Origin of the sequence: Klebsiella grimontii (genome assembly GCF_042137965.1) — a bacterium.
Classification (GTDB): Bacteria; Pseudomonadota; Gammaproteobacteria; order Enterobacterales; family Enterobacteriaceae; genus Klebsiella; species Klebsiella grimontii.
Genome location: NZ_CP169721.1, coordinates 789483 through 806658 on the forward strand (window position 1 = coordinate 789483; position 17176 = coordinate 806658).

General features: G+C 56.8%; 18 protein-coding genes. 4 read left to right on the forward strand and 14 right to left on the reverse strand.

The window, feature by feature from the left end; translation table 11 throughout:
• Positions 1-32: 32 nt before the first annotated feature.
• From ruvX to ACE3MN_RS03860, 9 genes are all read right to left on the reverse strand, one after another.
• Positions 33-449: a Holliday junction resolvase RuvX gene (gene ruvX, locus ACE3MN_RS03820; RefSeq protein WP_024358650.1), complete on the reverse strand. Its 417-nt coding sequence runs from the start codon at positions 447-449 to the stop codon at positions 33-35.
• A complete protein-coding gene (locus ACE3MN_RS03825; RefSeq protein WP_004135851.1) occupies positions 449-1012 on the reverse strand; it encodes a YqgE/AlgH family protein in 564 nt (187 codons plus the stop codon). The genes ruvX and ACE3MN_RS03825 overlap by 1 nt, the downstream gene beginning before the upstream one ends.
• Before the next feature lie 176 nt (positions 1013-1188).
• Positions 1189-2136 (reverse strand): glutathione synthase, encoded by a 948-nt coding sequence (gene gshB / locus ACE3MN_RS03830; protein WP_024358648.1) that lies wholly within the window; start codon positions 2134-2136, stop codon positions 1189-1191.
• Between the two features lie 20 nt (positions 2137-2156).
• Complete coding sequence (rsmE, locus tag ACE3MN_RS03835; RefSeq protein ID WP_024358647.1) at positions 2157-2888, reverse strand: 16S rRNA (uracil(1498)-N(3))-methyltransferase; 732 nt, start codon at positions 2886-2888, stop codon at positions 2157-2159.
• Positions 2889-2978: 90 nt separating this feature from the next.
• Positions 2979-3686 carry a deoxyribonuclease I gene (gene endA, locus ACE3MN_RS03840; protein ID WP_024358646.1) on the reverse strand — a complete coding sequence of 236 codons (708 nt, stop codon included), beginning with the start codon at positions 3684-3686 and terminating at the stop codon, positions 2979-2981.
• 94 nt (positions 3687-3780) lie between these two features.
• On the reverse strand, positions 3781-4281 hold the full coding sequence (locus ACE3MN_RS03845; protein WP_004135858.1) for a SprT family zinc-dependent metalloprotease: 501 nt from the start codon (positions 4279-4281) through the stop codon (positions 3781-3783).
• A gap of 75 nt (positions 4282-4356) precedes the next feature.
• Positions 4357-5751: a sugar porter family MFS transporter gene (locus ACE3MN_RS03850; protein WP_004125138.1), complete on the reverse strand. Its 1395-nt coding sequence runs from the start codon at positions 5749-5751 to the stop codon at positions 4357-4359.
• A gap of 379 nt (positions 5752-6130) precedes the next feature.
• Entirely contained in the window at positions 6131-7285 is a 1155-nt protein-coding gene (gene metK / locus ACE3MN_RS03855) for a methionine adenosyltransferase (RefSeq protein ID WP_004125136.1), read from the reverse strand.
• Between the two features lie 141 nt (positions 7286-7426).
• Entirely contained in the window at positions 7427-7762 is a 336-nt protein-coding gene (locus ACE3MN_RS03860; RefSeq protein WP_138110033.1) for a hypothetical protein, read from the reverse strand.
• Positions 7763-7987: 225 nt separating this feature from the next.
• On the opposite strand from ACE3MN_RS03860, the gene yqgB reads away from it, so the two are divergent.
• The 3 genes from yqgB to speB all read left to right on the forward strand — a co-directional run bounded on the left by yqgB (position 7988) and on the right by speB (position 11236).
• A complete protein-coding gene (gene yqgB, locus ACE3MN_RS03865; protein ID WP_075210876.1) occupies positions 7988-8119 on the forward strand; it encodes an acid stress response protein YqgB in 132 nt (43 codons plus the stop codon).
• 8 nt (positions 8120-8127) lie between these two features.
• Complete coding sequence (speA, locus tag ACE3MN_RS03870; protein WP_024358645.1) at positions 8128-10104, forward strand: biosynthetic arginine decarboxylase; 1977 nt, start codon at positions 8128-8130, stop codon at positions 10102-10104.
• Positions 10105-10315: 211 nt separating this feature from the next.
• Positions 10316-11236: an agmatinase gene (gene speB / locus ACE3MN_RS03875; RefSeq protein WP_004105690.1), complete on the forward strand. Its 921-nt coding sequence runs from the start codon at positions 10316-10318 to the stop codon at positions 11234-11236.
• A 133-nt stretch (positions 11237-11369) separates the two neighbouring features.
• Here speB and ACE3MN_RS03880 read toward each other — a convergent pair whose 3' ends face one another.
• A complete protein-coding gene (locus ACE3MN_RS03880) occupies positions 11370-12128 on the reverse strand; it encodes a M48 family metallopeptidase (protein ID WP_102650109.1) in 759 nt (252 codons plus the stop codon).
• Positions 12129-12406: 278 nt separating this feature from the next.
• On the opposite strand from ACE3MN_RS03880, the gene tkt reads away from it, so the two are divergent.
• Positions 12407-14398, forward strand: coding sequence for a transketolase (tkt, locus tag ACE3MN_RS03885; protein WP_024358643.1), 1992 nt, complete (start codon positions 12407-12409; stop codon positions 14396-14398).
• A 154-nt stretch (positions 14399-14552) separates the two neighbouring features.
• On the opposite strand, the gene ACE3MN_RS03890 is transcribed toward tkt, so the two are convergent.
• From ACE3MN_RS03890 to ACE3MN_RS03905, 4 genes are read right to left on the reverse strand one after another with little or no spacing between them, the layout of a single operon-like run.
• On the reverse strand, positions 14553-15209 hold the full coding sequence (locus ACE3MN_RS03890) for an ABC transporter ATP-binding protein (protein ID WP_049090232.1): 657 nt from the start codon (positions 15207-15209) through the stop codon (positions 14553-14555).
• Positions 15203-15880 carry an ABC transporter ATP-binding protein gene (locus ACE3MN_RS03895; RefSeq protein WP_082237646.1) on the reverse strand — a complete coding sequence of 226 codons (678 nt, stop codon included), beginning with the start codon at positions 15878-15880 and terminating at the stop codon, positions 15203-15205. The genes ACE3MN_RS03890 and ACE3MN_RS03895 overlap by 7 nt, the downstream gene beginning before the upstream one ends.
• Positions 15868-16575: an energy-coupling factor transporter transmembrane component T gene (locus ACE3MN_RS03900; RefSeq protein ID WP_102650110.1), complete on the reverse strand. Its 708-nt coding sequence runs from the start codon at positions 16573-16575 to the stop codon at positions 15868-15870. The genes ACE3MN_RS03895 and ACE3MN_RS03900 overlap by 13 nt, the downstream gene beginning before the upstream one ends.
• Positions 16576-17154 (reverse strand): ECF transporter S component, encoded by a 579-nt coding sequence (locus ACE3MN_RS03905; protein WP_004133556.1) that lies wholly within the window; start codon positions 17152-17154, stop codon positions 16576-16578.
• Between the last annotated feature and the right edge of the window lie 22 nt (positions 17155-17176).

Consider the following 17176-nt stretch of genomic DNA (forward strand, 5'->3'; position numbering starts at 1 on the left):
CTGCCGCTGGTATGGGGCGCCATCATTCAGCTTCAGTAACCCTGCTCGAAGTAACTTTCCAGAATAATAACGGCGGAAGCGGAATCCACGCTGCCTTTATTGAGCGCCCGGAATCCACCCTGTTCGAATAGCCCAGCTCTGGCTTCAACCGTGCTCAGACGTTCATCATGCAGGGTTATCTGCACACCGAAGCGGCCATGAATTTTATTCGCGAAGTTGCGCGCACGGGCGGTCAGGGGCTGTTCCGTGCCGTCCATATTCAGCGGCAGGCCGACAATCACGGCTTCAGGCTGCCACTCTTTCAGCAGTTTCTCAATAACGTTCCAGTCAGGCTTACCGTCCTGCGCTTTCAACGCGGGGAGAGGGCGGGCGGTGCCGGTGATGCGCTGCCCTACGGCGACGCCAATGCTTTTGGTACCAAAATCAAAGCCTAAAAACGTTTCGCTCATTACGCGTGCCCCGCATCGGCTGGCATGGTCACGATATCAATGCCAATCAGCTTCGCAGCCTCGCGCCAGCGGTCGGCTATCGGCGTGCTGAACAAAATATTCCGATCGGCCGGCGCGGTGAGCCAGGCGTTATCCAGTATCTCTTGCTCCAGCTGGCCTTTCTCCCAGGAAGCATAGCCCAGCGCAACCAGTACGTTCTCTGGCTGTTTATCCGTACCCAGCGTTTCGAGCACGTCGCGGGAGGTGGTAATCACCGTGTTATCGGAAATACGGATGCTGGAGGAAAAATCGGAGGGCGGCGAATGCAGTATAAAACCCCGATCCTCGGCCAGCGGACCGCCAACCATCACCGGTTTATCCAAGCGGATCTCGGGATTGCGCGGTTCAGGCGTGATTTTTAATTTCTCCAGGATCCCTTCAACCTGCAGATTTTCCATCGGCTTATTGATGATGATGCCCATGGCACCGTCATCGTTATACTCGCAGATATAGACTACGGAGCGACGGAACATCGGGTCCTGGAGAGCAGGCATGGCAATTAGAAAGTGATGCTGTAAATTCATTGTCAGAGGTTCTGTTCCTGGTTCAAAAAAGCAGCACCCAGTATGCGGGTAAAGCAAGGGAGTGTCGATTCACTTTATCTTTCAGGCTCAAGGCGCATTGCCTGCCTGAACCTGATAGCGAATCGTCTGCGCTGGCTCCAGGCTACAGGCGCAGGCCTGCAGCCGGAATAAGCGCTTTATTTATTGAGGCGCTGCTCAATGGCGTCCATCAGCATCCCGGTAATGGAAATCGGGAAGGCGGCTTCGATTTCACGAACGCAGGTGGGGCTGGTGACGTTAATTTCCGTCAGGCGATCGCCGATGATATCCAGGCCGACGAAGATTAAGCCTTTGGCCTTCAGCGTGGGGCCAACGCGGCGGGCGATGGCCCAGTCGCTTTCGGTCAGCGGGCGCGCTTCGCCACGACCGCCGGCCGCAAGGTTACCGCGGGTTTCGCCGCCCTGCGGGATACGGGCCAGGCAGTAAGAAACCGGCTCGCCGTCAACCACCAGCACGCGCTTATCGCCATCTTTAATGGCGGGTAGATAGTTCTGCGCCATGCAGTAGCGGTTGCCCAGCTCGGTCAGCGTCTCGGTGATGACGCCGAGGTTAGGGTCACCCTCTTTAACGCGGAAAATGGAGGTGCCGCCCATACCGTCCAGCGGTTTGAGGATGATATCGCCGTGTTTTTCCCAGAAGGCTTTCAGCTGCGCCTTATTACGGGTGACCAGCGTTTCCGGGGTCAGCTCGGAGAACCAGGCGGTAAACAGCTTTTCGTTACAGTCGCGCAAGCTCTGCGGCTTATTGACGATAAGCGTGCCTTGTTCTTCGGCGCGTTCGAGGATGTAGGTCGCGTAGATAAACTCGGTATCGAATGGCGGATCTTTACGCATCAGAATGACGTCAAGGTCCGCGAGAGGCAGATCCTGCTCGCCGTTGAACGCGTACCATTTGTCGTAGTTCTGCTCGACGCTCAGCTTGCGCGTACGGGCGCGGGCTTCGCCGTTGATTAAGTACAGATCGTTCATCTCCATATAATGGAGTTCATAGCCGCGACGCTGCGCTTCCAGCAACATGGCGAAGCTGGTGTCTTTCTTGATGTTGATGGTTGCGATGGGGTCCATCACGATGCCGAGCTTAATCATTGTTCTTCTCCGTTAACGCTTCAACCTAAGTCGCCAAAACGCACCTGCAGGGCGGTTATGGCAGTGAGCGCAGTTGTCTCTGTACGCAGAACGCGCGGTCCCAACAGGATATCAGTAAACTGGTAGCGAGCGGTCATCGCTATCTCTTCTGCCGACAGGCCGCCTTCCGGGCCAATCAGCAGCCGGATGCGTTCGACCGGCAGGGGCAGCGTGTTAATGCTGGCGCTGGCGCGAGGGTGCAAATTAAGCTTCAGACCTTCGTCCTGCTCCGCACACCAGGCTTCAAGCTGCATGGCCGGGCGGATCTCCGGCACCACGTTGCGGCCGCTTTGCTCGCAGGCGGCAATGGCGATTTTCTGCCACTGCTGGATCTTTTTCTGCAAACGTTCGGCGTCCAGTTTAACGCCACAACGCTCGGAAAACAGTGGCGTTATGAGGCTTACACCAAGTTCGATCGATTTCTGGATGGTGAATTCCATTTTTTCGCCGCGGGACATCACCTGGCCCAAATGGATATGCAGCGGGGATTCACGGTTATCAACTTTGCTGCTCTGTACTTCAACCAGAACATTTTTCTTACCGGCCTCGACAATGACCGCCTCGAAGATCTGATTGCTGCCGTCAAAAAGCTCTATTGCCTGGCCTTTACCCATCCGTAAAACGCGACCGACATGGTTGGCCGCGTCGTCGGAAAGCGCTATCTGGCTACCCGTGGTAATACGTTCCGGGTGATGGATGCGAGGAATGCGCATGCTTGATGTTCCGTTCTTAGCGCAGATATCTCTTCCCCCAGTCAAGGGGGAGGAGTGAAGCTGCAAATTAACAATTGCCGCTAGTGTAGGTTAGCTCTTTTGCGCCTGGCAAGCCTGCAGGACATAAGGATTATGGTTGCCCTGAACTTTGGCAATACGCGCGTCGCGTTCGCACTCCCAGGTCGTGACCGGGTACATCTTATCCCAGGCGGTAAACAGCTGGGTTTGCTGGCGGGAAAGATTGAGCTGGTAGCGGTCGCGCATATAGAAGTAGGTACGGGCGATGGCGCCACGCGCGCGCGCCGGCGGCTCGGCAACTTTATCTTTAAAATCAACCTTCATTGCGCACTGGCCGTACTGGCCTTCGCCGCCGTTCCACTGGCTGTACATAAAGTTGGCGCGGTCGCCGTTGACCTCGCCGACCGCCGGCTGCAGGTTATGCATGTCGCTTTCCATCTTGCGGTATTCCGGATCTTTGGCGCAGTTTTTGCGCCCGCCGTCCTGCCAGCACTGCCGCTGATGGCCAAACTGCCATGCGGGAACCACATGCTCCCACTCGACCCGGCTGGCGCGATTTTCATTTTTACGCACTTTATAGCCACAAGATTCCAGGTCGATAACCCCCTTTTTTCCCTGCCAGTTGATTTTACAGCCGCAGTAGAAATCGCCAGGGGCGTCGGCATTGACCTTGACCCCAGCGGTCTTGGCCTGAGAAAAACTGTTGATTCCTTCCGCTGCAAGCGGGGCGCATACCGCCGCGCTAAGAAACGCGGCAGCAAAAGTATGAATACGGGACATCGTTAACTCCGTGTCAAAACGAGCCCGCAACGTAACGAATGTGATTGCCAGACGCAATCAGTCAGATCAGAAAATTTCCAATTATTTCCGGAGATTACTTTTCCGCCACCAGAACATCTCCGCAGCGCACGCAGCGATAGGTGGCCTCCCCGCGCATCACGCGATTGTGGCGGCGGACGGTAAGCTGGTGCTGCTGGCATTGGCAGCGGTAGGGGAAGGTATTTTTACGGACTGAATCGAGTTCGAAACGATGGGTGCGCAGAGCCGGAACGCCCAGCACGCTTTCCATCATCCATTTCCACTCTTTACCGTGCGGCGCGACGCGGCCAAAGTGTTTCCACACCAGCAGGTGGGCCAGCTCGTGCGGCACGACTTCATCAATAAACGCCTGCTGGTTTTCCAGCAGCAGCACCGGGTTAAGGCGGATTTCGTTTTTCTCCAGCCAGGCGGTACCGGCGGAGGTTCCCCGCTGCTGATAAACCAGCGCCGGTTCAGGGTAATGGCGTCCCAGCTTGAGGTTCGCTTTGGCCAGATTCTCCCGCAGGCTGCGCATAACGGCCTGTTGAAGGGCAATGGGAATTCGGGGTGTTTTCATAGCGCCAGAGGATAGTGCGGCGGGGTGAGGAGAGCAAGAAGAAGCTTCCTCCCGGGCGGGAGGAAGCGTATCAGGCTAGTCGCGCGCGCCGATTTCGCGCAGCTTGCGGCCTTTCATCAGGTTACGTTCGATATGCTCCAGCGAAACGTTTTTGGTTTCCGGGATCAGCCACAGGGTCAGGAAGATGAACAGGATGTTCAGGCCGCCATAGACCCAGAAGGTGTTGGCGCTGCCCAGCGAGTTCAGCATGGTGAGGAACGTCGCGCCGACGATCATGTTGGCAATCCAGTTGGTGGCCGTCGAACAGGTGATACCGAAATCACGCCCTTTCAGCGGCTGGATTTCGGAACACAGCACCCAAATCAGCGGGCCGGCGCTCATGGCAAAGCCAACGATAAACATCAGCAGCATCAGGACGGCAAAGTACTGCGCCGTGGCGGAGTGGATGCCGATATGCATCATGCTGCCCAGAATGCCCATGCCGAGCGCCATGACGATAAAGCCGAGGATCAGCGTCGGCTTGCGACCCCAGCGGTCGACCAGCCCGATGGCGATAAAGGTCGCCAGCACGTTGGTCAGACCGACGATGACGGTGCCCCACATCTGTTCGGTGGTGTTGGCATAGCCTGCCAGTTCAAAAATCTTCGGCGCGTAGTACATGATGACGTTCATACCGGTGAACTGTTGCATCACCTGCAGCAGAACGCCGAGGAATACCGCGCGGCGGAAGTTGCTGTTTTCTTTAAACAGCGACCAGCCGGACTGTTTTACCTTCAGGCTTTCGCGGATCTCATCCAGCTCGCGTTTCGCTTCAGCGCTGGTGTCACGCAGGCGCAGCAGAACGCGTTCAGCATCGACAAAGCGGCGCTTGGCGGCAAACCAGCGCGGGCTGTCCGGCAGGAAAACCACGCCAATCAGCAGCAGCACCGCCGGGATAATAATCACCCCGAGCATCCAGCGCCAGGCGCCGCTGTAGCTGAATGCCGTATCGGAAAGATAGGCGCCGAGAATACCAATGGTAATCATCAGCTGGTACATCGAAATCATGCTGCCGCGGATTTTTTCCGGTGCGATTTCAGACAGATACAGCGGGGCGGTGTAGGAGGCGACGCCCACGGCCAGGCCGAGCAGCACGCGGGAGATCAGCAGCACTTCTACGTTCGGCGCGGCGGCGGAGAACAGCGAGCCGGCAACGAACAGGATGGCGCCAATCATCAGGCTTTTTTTACGCCCGAGTTTGAAGGAGAGCCAGCCGCTGCCCACCGCGCCGACGGCGGCGCCGAACATCATAGAGCTGACCACCCATTCCTGAGTGTGGGCGCTTATCTGGAACTCATTGGCAATAAAGGGTAAGGCACCCGCAATAACACCGATATCAAGGCCGAACAGCAGGCCAGCCAGTGCGGCGAGGAAGCAGACAAAGAACGTCATCGTCTTGTTCGAACGCCCTTGTTTTTTGTTGTCAGGCATAACGCCCTCCGGTTGAGTTATTGATCCTGTCGATGCGTAGGGTAGGTAAATACGTAGTAAAAAAATGTGATAGTAATCACGGCTGTGTAATCGGTTACACTAGAGTAAAGAAACGTAATTACTATAAATGTATTTAAATCAGTGCATTAATTGAGTTTAGCTTAAGAAATTAAAAGCGCTAATCAGACTTTGCTGAAATATTGTGTAACAAAGTGAAGCGTTATTACATTTCGCACGTATTTAAGGGAAATATTTGCTCTGTATATGATGTAATCGCTTCCATTTTGAGCGGGCGTAGGCAGGATTCGGCGTCAGCGAAGGGGAGCTAAAGTAAAAAGGCCAGCGCGGGGCTGGCCTTGAAATCGAGGGAGTGCGGAGATTATTTCAGACCGGACGCTTCGCGCAGCTGGGCTGCCTTGTCGGTTTTTTCCCATGGGAAATGTTCGCGACCGAAGTGACCGTATGCCGCCGTCTCTTTGTAGATCGGGTGCAGCAGATCCAGCATCTGAATCAGGCCGTACGGACGCAGGTCAAAGAACTCACGCACCAGCAGGGTCAGCTGCTCAGAAGGCACTTTTTCGGTACCGAAGGTTTCAACCATGATTGAAGTCGGCTCTGCCACGCCGATGGCGTAGGAAACCTGAATTTCACAACGATCGGCCAGGCCAGCGGCAACGATATTTTTCGCTACATAGCGCGCCGCGTAGGCCGCGGAACGGTCCACTTTAGATGGATCTTTACCGGAGAACGCGCCGCCGCCGTGACGAGCCATGCCGCCGTAGGTGTCAACGATGATTTTACGCCCGGTCAGGCCGCAGTCGCCCATTGGTCCGCCGATAACAAAACGGCCGGTTGGGTTGATAAAGAATTTTGTGGCGCTGTTCAGCCACTCGGTCGGCAAGACCGGTTTGATGATCTCTTCCATCACTGCTTCCTGCAGCGATTTCTGGTCGATATCTTCCGCGTGCTGGGTCGACAGGACTACCGCGTCAATCCCGACGATTTTACCGTCGTCGTACTGGAAGGTGACCTGGCTTTTCGCATCCGGGCGCAGCCACGGCAGGGTGCCGTTTTTGCGTACTTCGGCCTGACGCTGCACCAGACGGTGGGCATAGGTGATCGGCGCCGGCATCAGCACGTCGGTTTCGTTGGTGGCATAGCCAAACATCAGGCCCTGGTCGCCCGCGCCCTGTTCCAGCGGATCGGCGCGGTCAACGCCCTGGTTGATGTCCGGAGACTGTTTACCGATAGCGCTCAGGACCGCGCAGGAGTTGGCGTCAAAGCCCATGTCGGAATGCACGTAGCCAATTTCACGGACCGTGTTGCGGGTGATCTCTTCAATATCAACCCATGCGCTGGTGGTGATCTCGCCACCGACCAGAACCATGCCGGTTTTGACGTAGGTTTCACAAGCTACGCGCGCCTTCGGATCCTGTTCGAGGATCGCATCCAGCACGGCGTCGGAGATTTGGTCAGCAATTTTGTCGGGATGCCCTTCTGATACGGACTCTGACGTAAAGAGGTGTTTTGCCATGTTTTATTTCACCTGTGGACGATTCGGGTAGCTCATACTGTTGTGTAGAATGGCTTTGACGGATGACTCTACCAAAGCTTGCAGGTAGCGACACGAGCAGTCTGAGTGTTAATCAGTATAGATGGATTAACTTCTGGACGGCTATTTTAGGGCAGTTCTTGACCCCATTTCCAGCCTTTTTTGATATTCGTCGCATTTATAGAAAAAGGGCGGTGGCAATTTTTCCTGACAATCCCCGGCAACGCGCATATTTTTATTTTGCTTTTTACCCCGCTTCTCGGTATAAAACGCCGCGCGCGGCTCATTAAAACAGCGCACGAGCATTTGCTTCGTGACGCCACTTCCAGCCGGGTTAAGCAGTCTGTATTGACAGAGTCCCGCGGCGGCGTTTTCGCTGGCTGTCTGGAACGTATAGCTTTGGCTTGTCGCTGGCCCGTCTCGGGGCAGTGTGGAGGTGATACCAGATAATGAACCCACGTTTTTCGCCTGATTCGTCGCGTCGTTCCGTCGCGCGTCACTATCCCGCAACCCGCATCTCTCTCATGCAAACCAGCCGATGTTCTACCCATCTCGGCGCTTCTCAGGATTCCCGGGCCGGCAGGCTGCTGGAACACTGAACAAGGGCGCTCTTGCGATAGCAAGGGTTTTCTCGTGGTTTCTCCGGACTGTCATACTCCGTTCGGGTACGTGTTTTACGATGATATGAATAAGAAACCGGTCGCTCAGCCGCAAGACCAGCACTATCTACTGGGATTTCGGACTGTTTATGGGTTGTTATCGCTTCTTCGGATTGCGATAGTAGTCAACTGTTTTACACTTGTTACTAAAATTTGAGGTTCGCTATGTCTGACGACATGTCTTTATCTTCGCCTTCGTCAGCAGGCGATCACGGTGTACTACGTTCCATGCAGGAGGTTGCGATGAGCTCCCAGGAAGCCAGCAAGATGCTACGTACTTACAATATTGCCTGGTGGGGTAATAACTACTACGACGTTAACGAACTGGGCCATATTAGCGTCTGCCCGGATCCTGACGTCCCGGAAGCGCGCGTTGACCTTGCCGAGCTGGTGAAAGCGCGTGAAGCTCAGGGGCAGCGCCTGCCTGCACTGTTCTGCTTCCCGCAGATTTTGCAGCACCGCCTGCGTTCGATTAACGCCGCCTTTAAACGGGCGCGCGAATCTTATGGCTATAACGGCGACTACTTCCTGGTTTATCCGATCAAGGTTAACCAGCATCGCCGCGTGATTGAATCGCTGATCCACTCCGGCGAACCGCTGGGTCTGGAAGCCGGCTCGAAGGCCGAGCTGATGGCGGTACTGGCGCACGCCGGTATGACCCGCAGCGTGATTGTTTGTAACGGTTATAAAGACCGTGAATATATCCGCCTGGCGCTGGTGGGCGAAAAAATGGGCCACAAGGTCTATCTGGTCATCGAGAAGATGTCGGAAATCGCCATCGTGCTCGAAGAAGCCGAGCGGCTGAACGTGGTGCCGCGTCTTGGCGTGCGTGCGCGTCTGGCTTCGCAGGGCTCTGGCAAATGGCAGTCCTCCGGCGGCGAAAAATCCAAATTCGGTCTCGCGGCGACCCAGGTTCTGCAACTGGTTGAAATTCTGCGCTCAGCCGGGCATCTGGACAGCCTGCAGCTGCTGCACTTCCACCTTGGCTCGCAGATGGCCAATATTCGCGATATCGCCACCGGCGTGCGTGAATCGTCGCGCTTCTACGTGGAGCTGCATAAGCTGGGCGTGAATATTCAGTGCTTCGACGTTGGCGGTGGTCTCGGCGTTGATTATGAAGGCACCCGCTCCCAGTCCGACTGTTCGGTGAACTACGGCCTGAACGAATATGCCAACAACATCATCTGGGCGATTGGCGATGCCTGCGAAGAGAACGGTCTGCCGCATCCGACGGTGATCACCGAATCCGGTCGTGCGGTCACGGCGCACCACACCGTGCTGGTATCGAACATTATCGGCGTTGAGCGTAACGAATATACCGAGGCGACTCCGCCTGCGGAAGACGCCGCGCGTCCGCTGCAAAGCATGTGGGAAACCTGGCTGGAGATGCAGGAAACCGGCAACCGCCGCTCGCTGCGCGAATGGCTGCACGACAGCCAGATGGATCTGCACGATATCCACATCGGCTACTCCTCCGGCACCTTTAATCTTCAGGAGCGCGCCTGGGCCGAGCAGCTGTATCTGAATATGTGCCATGAAGTGCAGAAACAGCTCGACCCCAGCAACCGCGCGCATCGTCCGATTATCGATGAGCTGCAGGAGCGCATGGCGGATAAGATTTACGTCAACTTTTCCCTGTTCCAGTCGATGCCGGATGCATGGGGTATCGATCAGCTGTTCCCGGTGATGCCGCTGGAAGGGCTGAACATGGTGCCGGAACGCCGCGCGGTGCTGCTGGATATCACCTGTGATTCCGATGGCGCGATTGACCACTATGTGGATGGCGACGGTATTGCGACCACCATGCCGATGCCGGAATACGATCCGGAGAATCCGCCTATGCTGGGCTTCTTTATGGTGGGCGCCTACCAGGAGATCCTCGGCAATATGCACAACCTGTTCGGCGATACGGAAGCCGTAGACGTGTTTGTCTTCCCTGACGGCAGCGTGGAAGTTGAGCTGTCTGATGAAGGGGATACCGTTGCGGACATGCTGCAGTACGTGCAGCTCGATCCGAACACGCTGTTGACCCAATTCCGCGATCAGGTGAAAAATACGGACCTGGACGCCGCCCTGCAGCAGCAGTTCCTTGAAGAGTTCGAAGCGGGTTTATACGGCTACACTTATCTGGAAGACGAGTGATATACGCCCTCTCCGTAATGGAGAGGGAAGAGGAAGGCGAAGCCGATTGCGCCATTCGCCAAACTTGCTTGAACCCGTAGAAATTTGCGGCGATAATTCGCCCAATTAAGCAGTAAACTCATTCAAAACCCTTCCTCGTCGGGCCTAACGACGCGGAGGGGTTTTTTTATATTTGTATTTCAATACAACGACGGTAAAAGAGGTCATATCCATGAGCACCTTAGGTCATCAATACGATAACTCCCTGGTATCCAACGCATTTGGTTTTCTGCGTCTACCGATGAATTTCATGCCGTATGACAGCGATGCGGACTGGGTCATCACCGGCGTACCGTTTGATATGGCGACCTCCGGACGCGCGGGCGGCCGTCATGGCCCGGCGGCGATCCGTCAGGTGTCGACGAACCTTGCGTGGGAGCATAACCGCTTCCCGTGGAATTTTGACATGCGCGAGCGCCTGAACGTCGTGGACTGCGGCGATCTGGTTTATGCCTTCGGCGACGCGCGTGAAATGAGTGAAAAGCTGCAGGCCCACGCGGAAAAACTGCTGGCGGCAGGTAAACGCATGCTCTCCTTCGGCGGCGACCATTTTGTGACGCTACCGCTGCTGCGCGCGCATGCTAAGCACTTCGGCAAAATGGCGCTGGTACATTTCGATGCCCACACCGATACCTACGCTAACGGCTGCGAATTTGACCATGGCACCATGTTCTACACCGCGCCGAACGAAGGCCTGATCGATCCGCATCATTCGGTGCAGATCGGTATCCGTACCGAGTTTGATAAGGACAACGGCTTCACGGTGCTGGATGCGGGCCAGGTCAACGATCGCAGCGTTGACGACGTGATCGCTCAGGTGAAACAGATCGTCGGCGATATGCCGGTGTATCTGACCTTTGATATTGACTGTCTGGATCCGGCGTTTGCCCCGGGTACCGGTACGCCGGTGATCGGCGGGCTGACCTCCGATCGGGCGATCAAGCTGGTGCGTGGCCTCAAGGATCTGAACATCGTCGGCATGGACGTGGTGGAAGTCGCTCCGGCCTACGACCAGTCTGAAATCACCGCCCTGGCGGCGGCGACCCTGGCGCTGGAAATGCTGTATATCCAGGCGGCGAAAAAAGGCGAGTAAGCGGACTATTTTACTCGCCATTTTGCAGCCGGGCAGCGCTCGCTATCCTTACGTACGACGTGTACGCTCCGGTGGCGGTGCGCTGTCCGGAGCCCGCCCATAACGTCCGATTTGTTACAAACCGGGGCGAGAATTATTTGATGCCGTCCGCCGCCATGCGATCGCGGATATGCTGAGCGCGTGCTTCCGATGCCGGGTGATCGTCAAACATTGAGCTTTGGCGTCCGGCTTCCAGCTTCGCCAGTTTCTCGAAGCTGGTGGCGAGACCCGCCGGATTGATTCCGCGCTTGCGCAGCAGATCGTACGAGTAGTCGTCCGCTTCCGATTCCTGACGCTGGGAGAACTGCGAGTTCACCAGCTTCTCGCCCAGATCGCCCAGCTGCGATTGCGACAGACTGCCGACGATGCCACCCGCGGAGGCCGCCGCCGCGCGTACCGCGTTAGTGCCCAGCGCTACCTGCATCCCTTTCTTCACGTGGCCCAGCGCGACGTGACCCATTTCGTGGCCGATGACCGCTTCAACTTCATTATCATTCATCAAATCCATCAGCCCGCTGTAAACGCGGATGCAGCCGTTAGCCATGGCGAAGGCGTTAACGTCTTTGGTCTGGTATACCTTATAGTTCACCGGCTGGCCGTTGATGTTGTCCCCCAGCGCGGCGGCGATTTTACTCAGACGTTTGCTGTATTCACTGCTGGCAGGCGCGATAGTCGCCTTCGCATCCATCTCCTGACAGGCTTTGTCGCTTAAGGCTTTCACCTGCTCGTCGCTGAGCGAGTAAGCCTGGAAGGCCTCCGCGCCGGAGCTAAGCAGGCCGTTGGAATCCATGTTCTGGCATCCGGTTAGCGTTGCTGCGATCCCAAGGGCAAGAATAGCTGAACGAAATTTCATTTTTTATCTTCCACAATCTTATGGTTATTTATCCGAAAAAACGGCGATGGCTGCCTGCCGTATCCTGTGCAAATTATAAATACTATATGAGAATGCGGGCGAGAGGATTACGCCGTAGCACAACGTGTTCCAGAGATTTCTTAAACGGCAAAAGGATGCTCCATGTACATGCTTTGCCGCTTAGGTTACATTGTTCACACTTTTTTCCGGCGTAGCCCAAAACGCGCTGTCGTCAAGTCGTTGCGGGCATGGCCTTCATTATCCGATCTGGAGTCAAAATGTCCTCACGTAAAGAGCTTGCTAACGCTATTCGTGCGCTGAGCATGGACGCAGTACAGAAAGCCAAATCCGGCCACCCGGGTGCCCCGATGGGTATGGCTGACATTGCCGAAGTCCTGTGGCGTGATTTCCTGAATCATAACCCGCAGAACCCGTCCTGGGCCGACCGCGACCGCTTCGTGCTGTCCAACGGTCACGGCTCCATGCTGATTTACAGCCTGCTGCACCTCACCGGTTATGATCTGCCGATTGAAGAGCTGAAGAACTTCCGTCAACTGCACTCTAAAACGCCGGGTCACCCGGAAGTCGGCTACACCGCGGGCGTGGAAACCACCACCGGCCCGCTGGGTCAGGGTATTGCGAATGCGGTCGGTATGGCCATTGCGGAGAAAACTCTGGCGGCGCAGTTCAACCGTCCGGGCCACGACATTGTTGACCACTTCACCTACGCGTTCATGGGCGACGGCTGCATGATGGAAGGTATCTCCCACGAGGTATGCTCCCTGGCCGGTACCCTGAAGCTGGGCAAGCTTGTTGCGTTCTATGACGACAACGGCATCTCCATCGACGGTCATGTAGAAGGCTGGTTCACCGATGACACCGCGAAGCGCTTTGAAGCCTACGGCTGGCACGTGGTGCGCGGCGTTGACGGTCACGATGCTGACTCGATTAAACGCGCGGTAGAAGAAGCGCGTGCGGTCACCGACAAACCGTCCCTGCTGATGTGCAAAACCATTATCGGTTTCGGTTCGCCGAACAAAGCCGGTACCCACGACTCCCACGGCGCGCCGCTGGGCGACGCGGAAATCGCGCTGACCCGCGAAGCGCTCGGCTGGAAACATCCGGCGTTTGAAATCCCGTCTGAAATCTATGCCCAGTGGGATGCCAAAGAAGCCGGCCAGGCGAAAGAGTCTGCGTGGAACGAGAAATTTGCCGCCTACGCCAAAGCCTTCCCGCAGGAAGCCGCTGAGTTTACTCGTCGTATGAAAGGCGACATGCCGGCTGACTTCGACGCGAAAGCGAACGAGTTCATCGCTAAGCTGCAGGCTAACCCGGCGAAAATCGCCAGCCGTAAAGCGTCCCAGAACGCCATTGAAGCCTTCGGCCCGCTGCTGCCGGAATTCCTCGGCGGCTCCGCTGACCTGGCGCCAAGTAACCTGACCCTGTGGTCCGGTTCTAAAGCGATCAACGAAGACACTGCCGGTAACTACATTCACTACGGCGTGCGCGAATTCGGTATGACCGCGATTGCCAACGGCATCGCCCTGCACGGCGGTTTCCTGCCGTATACCTCCACCTTCCTGATGTTCGTCGAGTACGCGCGTAACGCGGTACGTATGGCGGCGCTGATGAAACAGCGTCAGGTGATGGTCTACACCCACGACTCCATCGGTCTGGGCGAAGACGGCCCGACTCACCAGCCGGTAGAGCAGGTGGCTTCCCTGCGCGTCACCCCGAACATGTCCACATGGCGCCCGTGCGACCAGGTGGAATCCGCCATCGCGTGGAAATACGGCGTAGAGCGTCAGGACGGCCCGACCGCGCTGATTCTGTCCCGTCAGAACCTGGCGCAGCAGGAGCGTACCGAAGAGCAGCTGGCGAACGTTGCCCGCGGCGGCTACGTGCTGAAGGATTGTGCCGGTCAGCCGGAACTGATCTTCATCGCCACCGGCTCTGAAGTTGAGCTGGCGGTCGCCGCTTACGAAAAACTGACTGCCGAAGGCGTGAAGGCGCGCGTGGTTTCCATGCCGTCCACCGACGCGTTCGACAAGCAGGATGCCGCTTACCGTGAAGCCGTGCTGCCGAAAGCCGTCTCTGCGCGCGTGGCTATCGAAGCGGGTATCGCTGACTACTGGTTCAAATATGTGGGCCTGAACGGCGCGATCGTCGGCATGACCACCTTCGGTGAGTCTGCGCCGGCGGAGCTGCTGTTTGAAGAGTTTGGCTTCACCGTGGACAACGTGGTCGCGAAAGCGAAAGCGCTGCTGTAGTCCATTCACTCTTCCGGCGCGGTAAAGCCGCGCCTTGTCCGAGCTACGGGGCCTGTGCGGTCGGGTAGCCCGGCCAGGTGCGCAGCACCGCCTCCGGGTAAAGACTTTAGTTGTCACCGTAAAAAACGGGTCGCTCAGGCGGCCCGTTTCTTTTTCAGGAAATACTCAGTAGCCTTCCCTTTTCCAGGCGCACCATGCGGGAAAAGTTGCGCTGTATAAAAGCCGGGTCATGGCTGATAGCCACTACGCTGGTCCCCCTTTTGCGGCAAACCGCAAGCCACTCCTCAAATATCGTCAGCCAGTGCTGGTCAAAATCGCGGCTGGGTTCGTCGAGCAGCAGAACTGCTGGCGCCATCGCTTCCAGACAGGCGACGGCCACCATGCGGCGCTGGGCGGTATGCAAATCCAGCGGATGCGCATCGGCGACGTCCTCTAACTGGCAAAGCTGCAGCGCTGCCGCGGTGCGTTGCGCAACCTCTGCGGCAGACCGTTTCTGTAGCCGCAGCCCGAAGGCGACTTCTTCAGCCACCTTGCTGTGAAAGATTTGATTTTCAGCTTCCTGAAACAGGACGCCGAGCATACCGGCGCGATGGCGATTTTTATAATGCGCCATCGGCTTATCCAGCAAATTGACGGTACCGGACGTGGCGGGTAGCAGTCCGGCCATCACCCGCAGCAGGGTGGATTTCCCCGCGCCGTTATCGCCGGTGAGCGCCAGCCATTCGTTTTCACCGAGGTTTAGCGAGATGTTTTGCAAACAGTCTGCCGCCGCGCCGGGCCAGCGATAAGTCACCTGATTCAACGTCAGCATAGCGGGGAAAGCGCTCCATCATGCAGTCGCCATCCCTGCTGACACCAGGCAAGAAAAGGCGAGGGAGTTCGTTCAAAAAGGATAATCAAGGAACGCTGCGCCTGCGCCCAGTGCCGCAAGCGCTCCAGAAGCATGGCGCTAGCCTGCGCCGTCAAACGGCTAAACGCTTCATCCAGTATCAATATCCTGGGCTGCATGGCAAGCGCGCTGGCAATGACTACCCGCTGGGTTTCTCCGCCGGAGAGCGTGGCCGGGTGGCGATGACGTAACGCCTGGCATACCGTCAGCGTCAGCGCTTCATCAATACGACGCATAATCTCGTCTTCGCTGAGGCAGAGATTTTCAGGACCAAAAGCGACCTCTTCTTCGACGCTGAATGTACAGCCGGAAAGCTGGAGATAGGGGGATTGTTGAACCAACTGGACGGTGCTCGCCTGTTCGACGAGCGACAACTGTCCGATAGGGTTCCCGAGTAACGTTCCTTTACCTTCAATTTCTCCGGGGAGGAAATCCGGATACCAGCCCGCCATCAACTGCGCAAGCGTACTTTTTCCGCTGCCGTTATCGCCAAAAATCGCCACCATACCGGGCTCGGCGTAGTGAAAATCGAAGCAGGCAGGTGGGCGCGTGGCATGGGTTGGAAGATAGCGAAACTGTTCTAATGTAACCATATCCAGACTCCGGTCTCGGTGACTATCAGCGCCACCATGGCGTAGCGTGCCCAACGCTGTAAGGTGCTGTCCGGTGGTGCCCACAGCGTGGTGCGTGTCCGATGCAGGCGAAATCCTCGCATATCCAACGCCGCACCGCGTACGGCTAAATCGTTGAGCGCATTATGGGTAAGCGGCACAATCAATGCAGGCATCGCGCGTAAACGATGATACCAGGCCTCATCCAGCGGGACGCCCCGTGCGCACTGGGCCTCATGAATAATCGCCAGCTGGCGTTTGAGCTGCTCGACAACCAGCAACGGGCCGGCAAACAGATAGGCGAGACCCGGCGGCAAGCGGGAGGCAAACAGGGCGCGCATAAACCGCGAAACCGACACGTAGTGCATCCACAGCTGCGATGTTGATACGATGGCCAGGATCCGCAGCCAGAGCGTGACGGCATTGGCCCAACGTTCAGGTTCACGCGCTTGTCCAGCGATCCATTCGCTCAACCAGCCGCCGTGCACCAGCCACAGGCCTAACCCTAAAGGGATCATCAGCCAGAGTACGTATTTTGCCCGTGGTCGCGTGGCCTTGATTCCCAGTAAACAGATGAAAGTCAGCGCGCTGTAAAGGCTTAAGGGCGCACCCGCGGGTAGCAGGAGCGTGGAGCAGGCGGCGAGCGCCCACAGGCTTAATGAGGTAAAGGGATGCATTTAGCGTACAGCAGACATGGTTGGGAAATGGCGCGTTGTGCGTAGCGGAAGCTGGCGCAACAGGACCCAGACGATGGCCGCCGTCAGGATTTTATCGACCAGGTTCGCGCCCAGCACGGTGATCGCGACGGACTCCACCAGATTCTGGCCGACCGAGTGCATCCAGGCGACAAAGAGATCGGCACCGCTGCCGGTGACGCCGCCAAACAACGTAGTGCGAATAGGCACGGCGACAAGCGTGACGGCGAGAGTAATGATGACACCGCTGGCCACCACTTTCGGTAAGGTGCGAAACCATCCCGCCCGCGCCAGCCATCCAGCCACCAGCCCGATAACCATCGCCACCGGAGCGAAGGCGGCGGCGATAGGATCGGTCAATAACCCCCACAGCAGGTTAGTGAGTAGGCCAGTCAGCATTCCGACCACCGGGCCTAACAGCACCGCGCTGATTAAGGTGCCAATAGAGTCGAGAAAAATCGGTAATTTCAGCATGCTGATCAGCTGACCGCCGACCATATTGATGGCGATAGCAATGACAATCAGGACCAGAGACTGGCTGGAAAATTGGCGACGCGCCATAGAAGACCTCGTTTAAGTGAAA

Coding starts and splice junctions, on each gene's coding strand:
- tkt (WP_024358643.1), top strand. CDS start 12,407: ATGTCCTCACGTAAAGAGCTTGCTAACGCTATTCGTGCGCTGAGCATG.
- ruvX (WP_024358650.1), bottom strand. CDS start 449: ATGAGCGAAACGTTTTTAGGCTTTGATTTTGGTACCAAAAGCATTGGC.
- ACE3MN_RS03905 (WP_004133556.1), bottom strand. CDS start 17,154: ATGGCGCGTCGCCAATTTTCCAGCCAGTCTCTGGTCCTGATTGTCATT.
- yqgB (WP_075210876.1), top strand. CDS start 7,988: ATGAATAAGAAACCGGTCGCTCAGCCGCAAGACCAGCACTATCTACTG.
- gshB (WP_024358648.1), bottom strand. CDS start 2,136: ATGATTAAGCTCGGCATCGTGATGGACCCCATCGCAACCATCAACATC.
- ACE3MN_RS03850 (WP_004125138.1), bottom strand. CDS start 5,751: ATGCCTGACAACAAAAAACAAGGGCGTTCGAACAAGACGATGACGTTC.
- rsmE (WP_024358647.1), bottom strand. CDS start 2,888: ATGCGCATTCCTCGCATCCATCACCCGGAACGTATTACCACGGGTAGC.
- ACE3MN_RS03895 (WP_082237646.1), bottom strand. CDS start 15,880: ATGGTTACATTAGAACAGTTTCGCTATCTTCCAACCCATGCCACGCGC.
- ACE3MN_RS03900 (WP_102650110.1), bottom strand. CDS start 16,575: ATGCATCCCTTTACCTCATTAAGCCTGTGGGCGCTCGCCGCCTGCTCC.
- endA (WP_024358646.1), bottom strand. CDS start 3,686: ATGTCCCGTATTCATACTTTTGCTGCCGCGTTTCTTAGCGCGGCGGTA.
- speA (WP_024358645.1), top strand. CDS start 8,128: ATGTCTGACGACATGTCTTTATCTTCGCCTTCGTCAGCAGGCGATCAC.
- metK (WP_004125136.1), bottom strand. CDS start 7,285: ATGGCAAAACACCTCTTTACGTCAGAGTCCGTATCAGAAGGGCATCCC.
- ACE3MN_RS03825 (WP_004135851.1), bottom strand. CDS start 1,012: ATGAATTTACAGCATCACTTTCTAATTGCCATGCCTGCTCTCCAGGAC.
- ACE3MN_RS03880 (WP_102650109.1), bottom strand. CDS start 12,128: ATGAAATTTCGTTCAGCTATTCTTGCCCTTGGGATCGCAGCAACGCTA.
- speB (WP_004105690.1), top strand. CDS start 10,316: ATGAGCACCTTAGGTCATCAATACGATAACTCCCTGGTATCCAACGCA.
- ACE3MN_RS03845 (WP_004135858.1), bottom strand. CDS start 4,281: ATGAAAACACCCCGAATTCCCATTGCCCTTCAACAGGCCGTTATGCGC.
- ACE3MN_RS03890 (WP_049090232.1), bottom strand. CDS start 15,209: ATGCTGACGTTGAATCAGGTGACTTATCGCTGGCCCGGCGCGGCGGCA.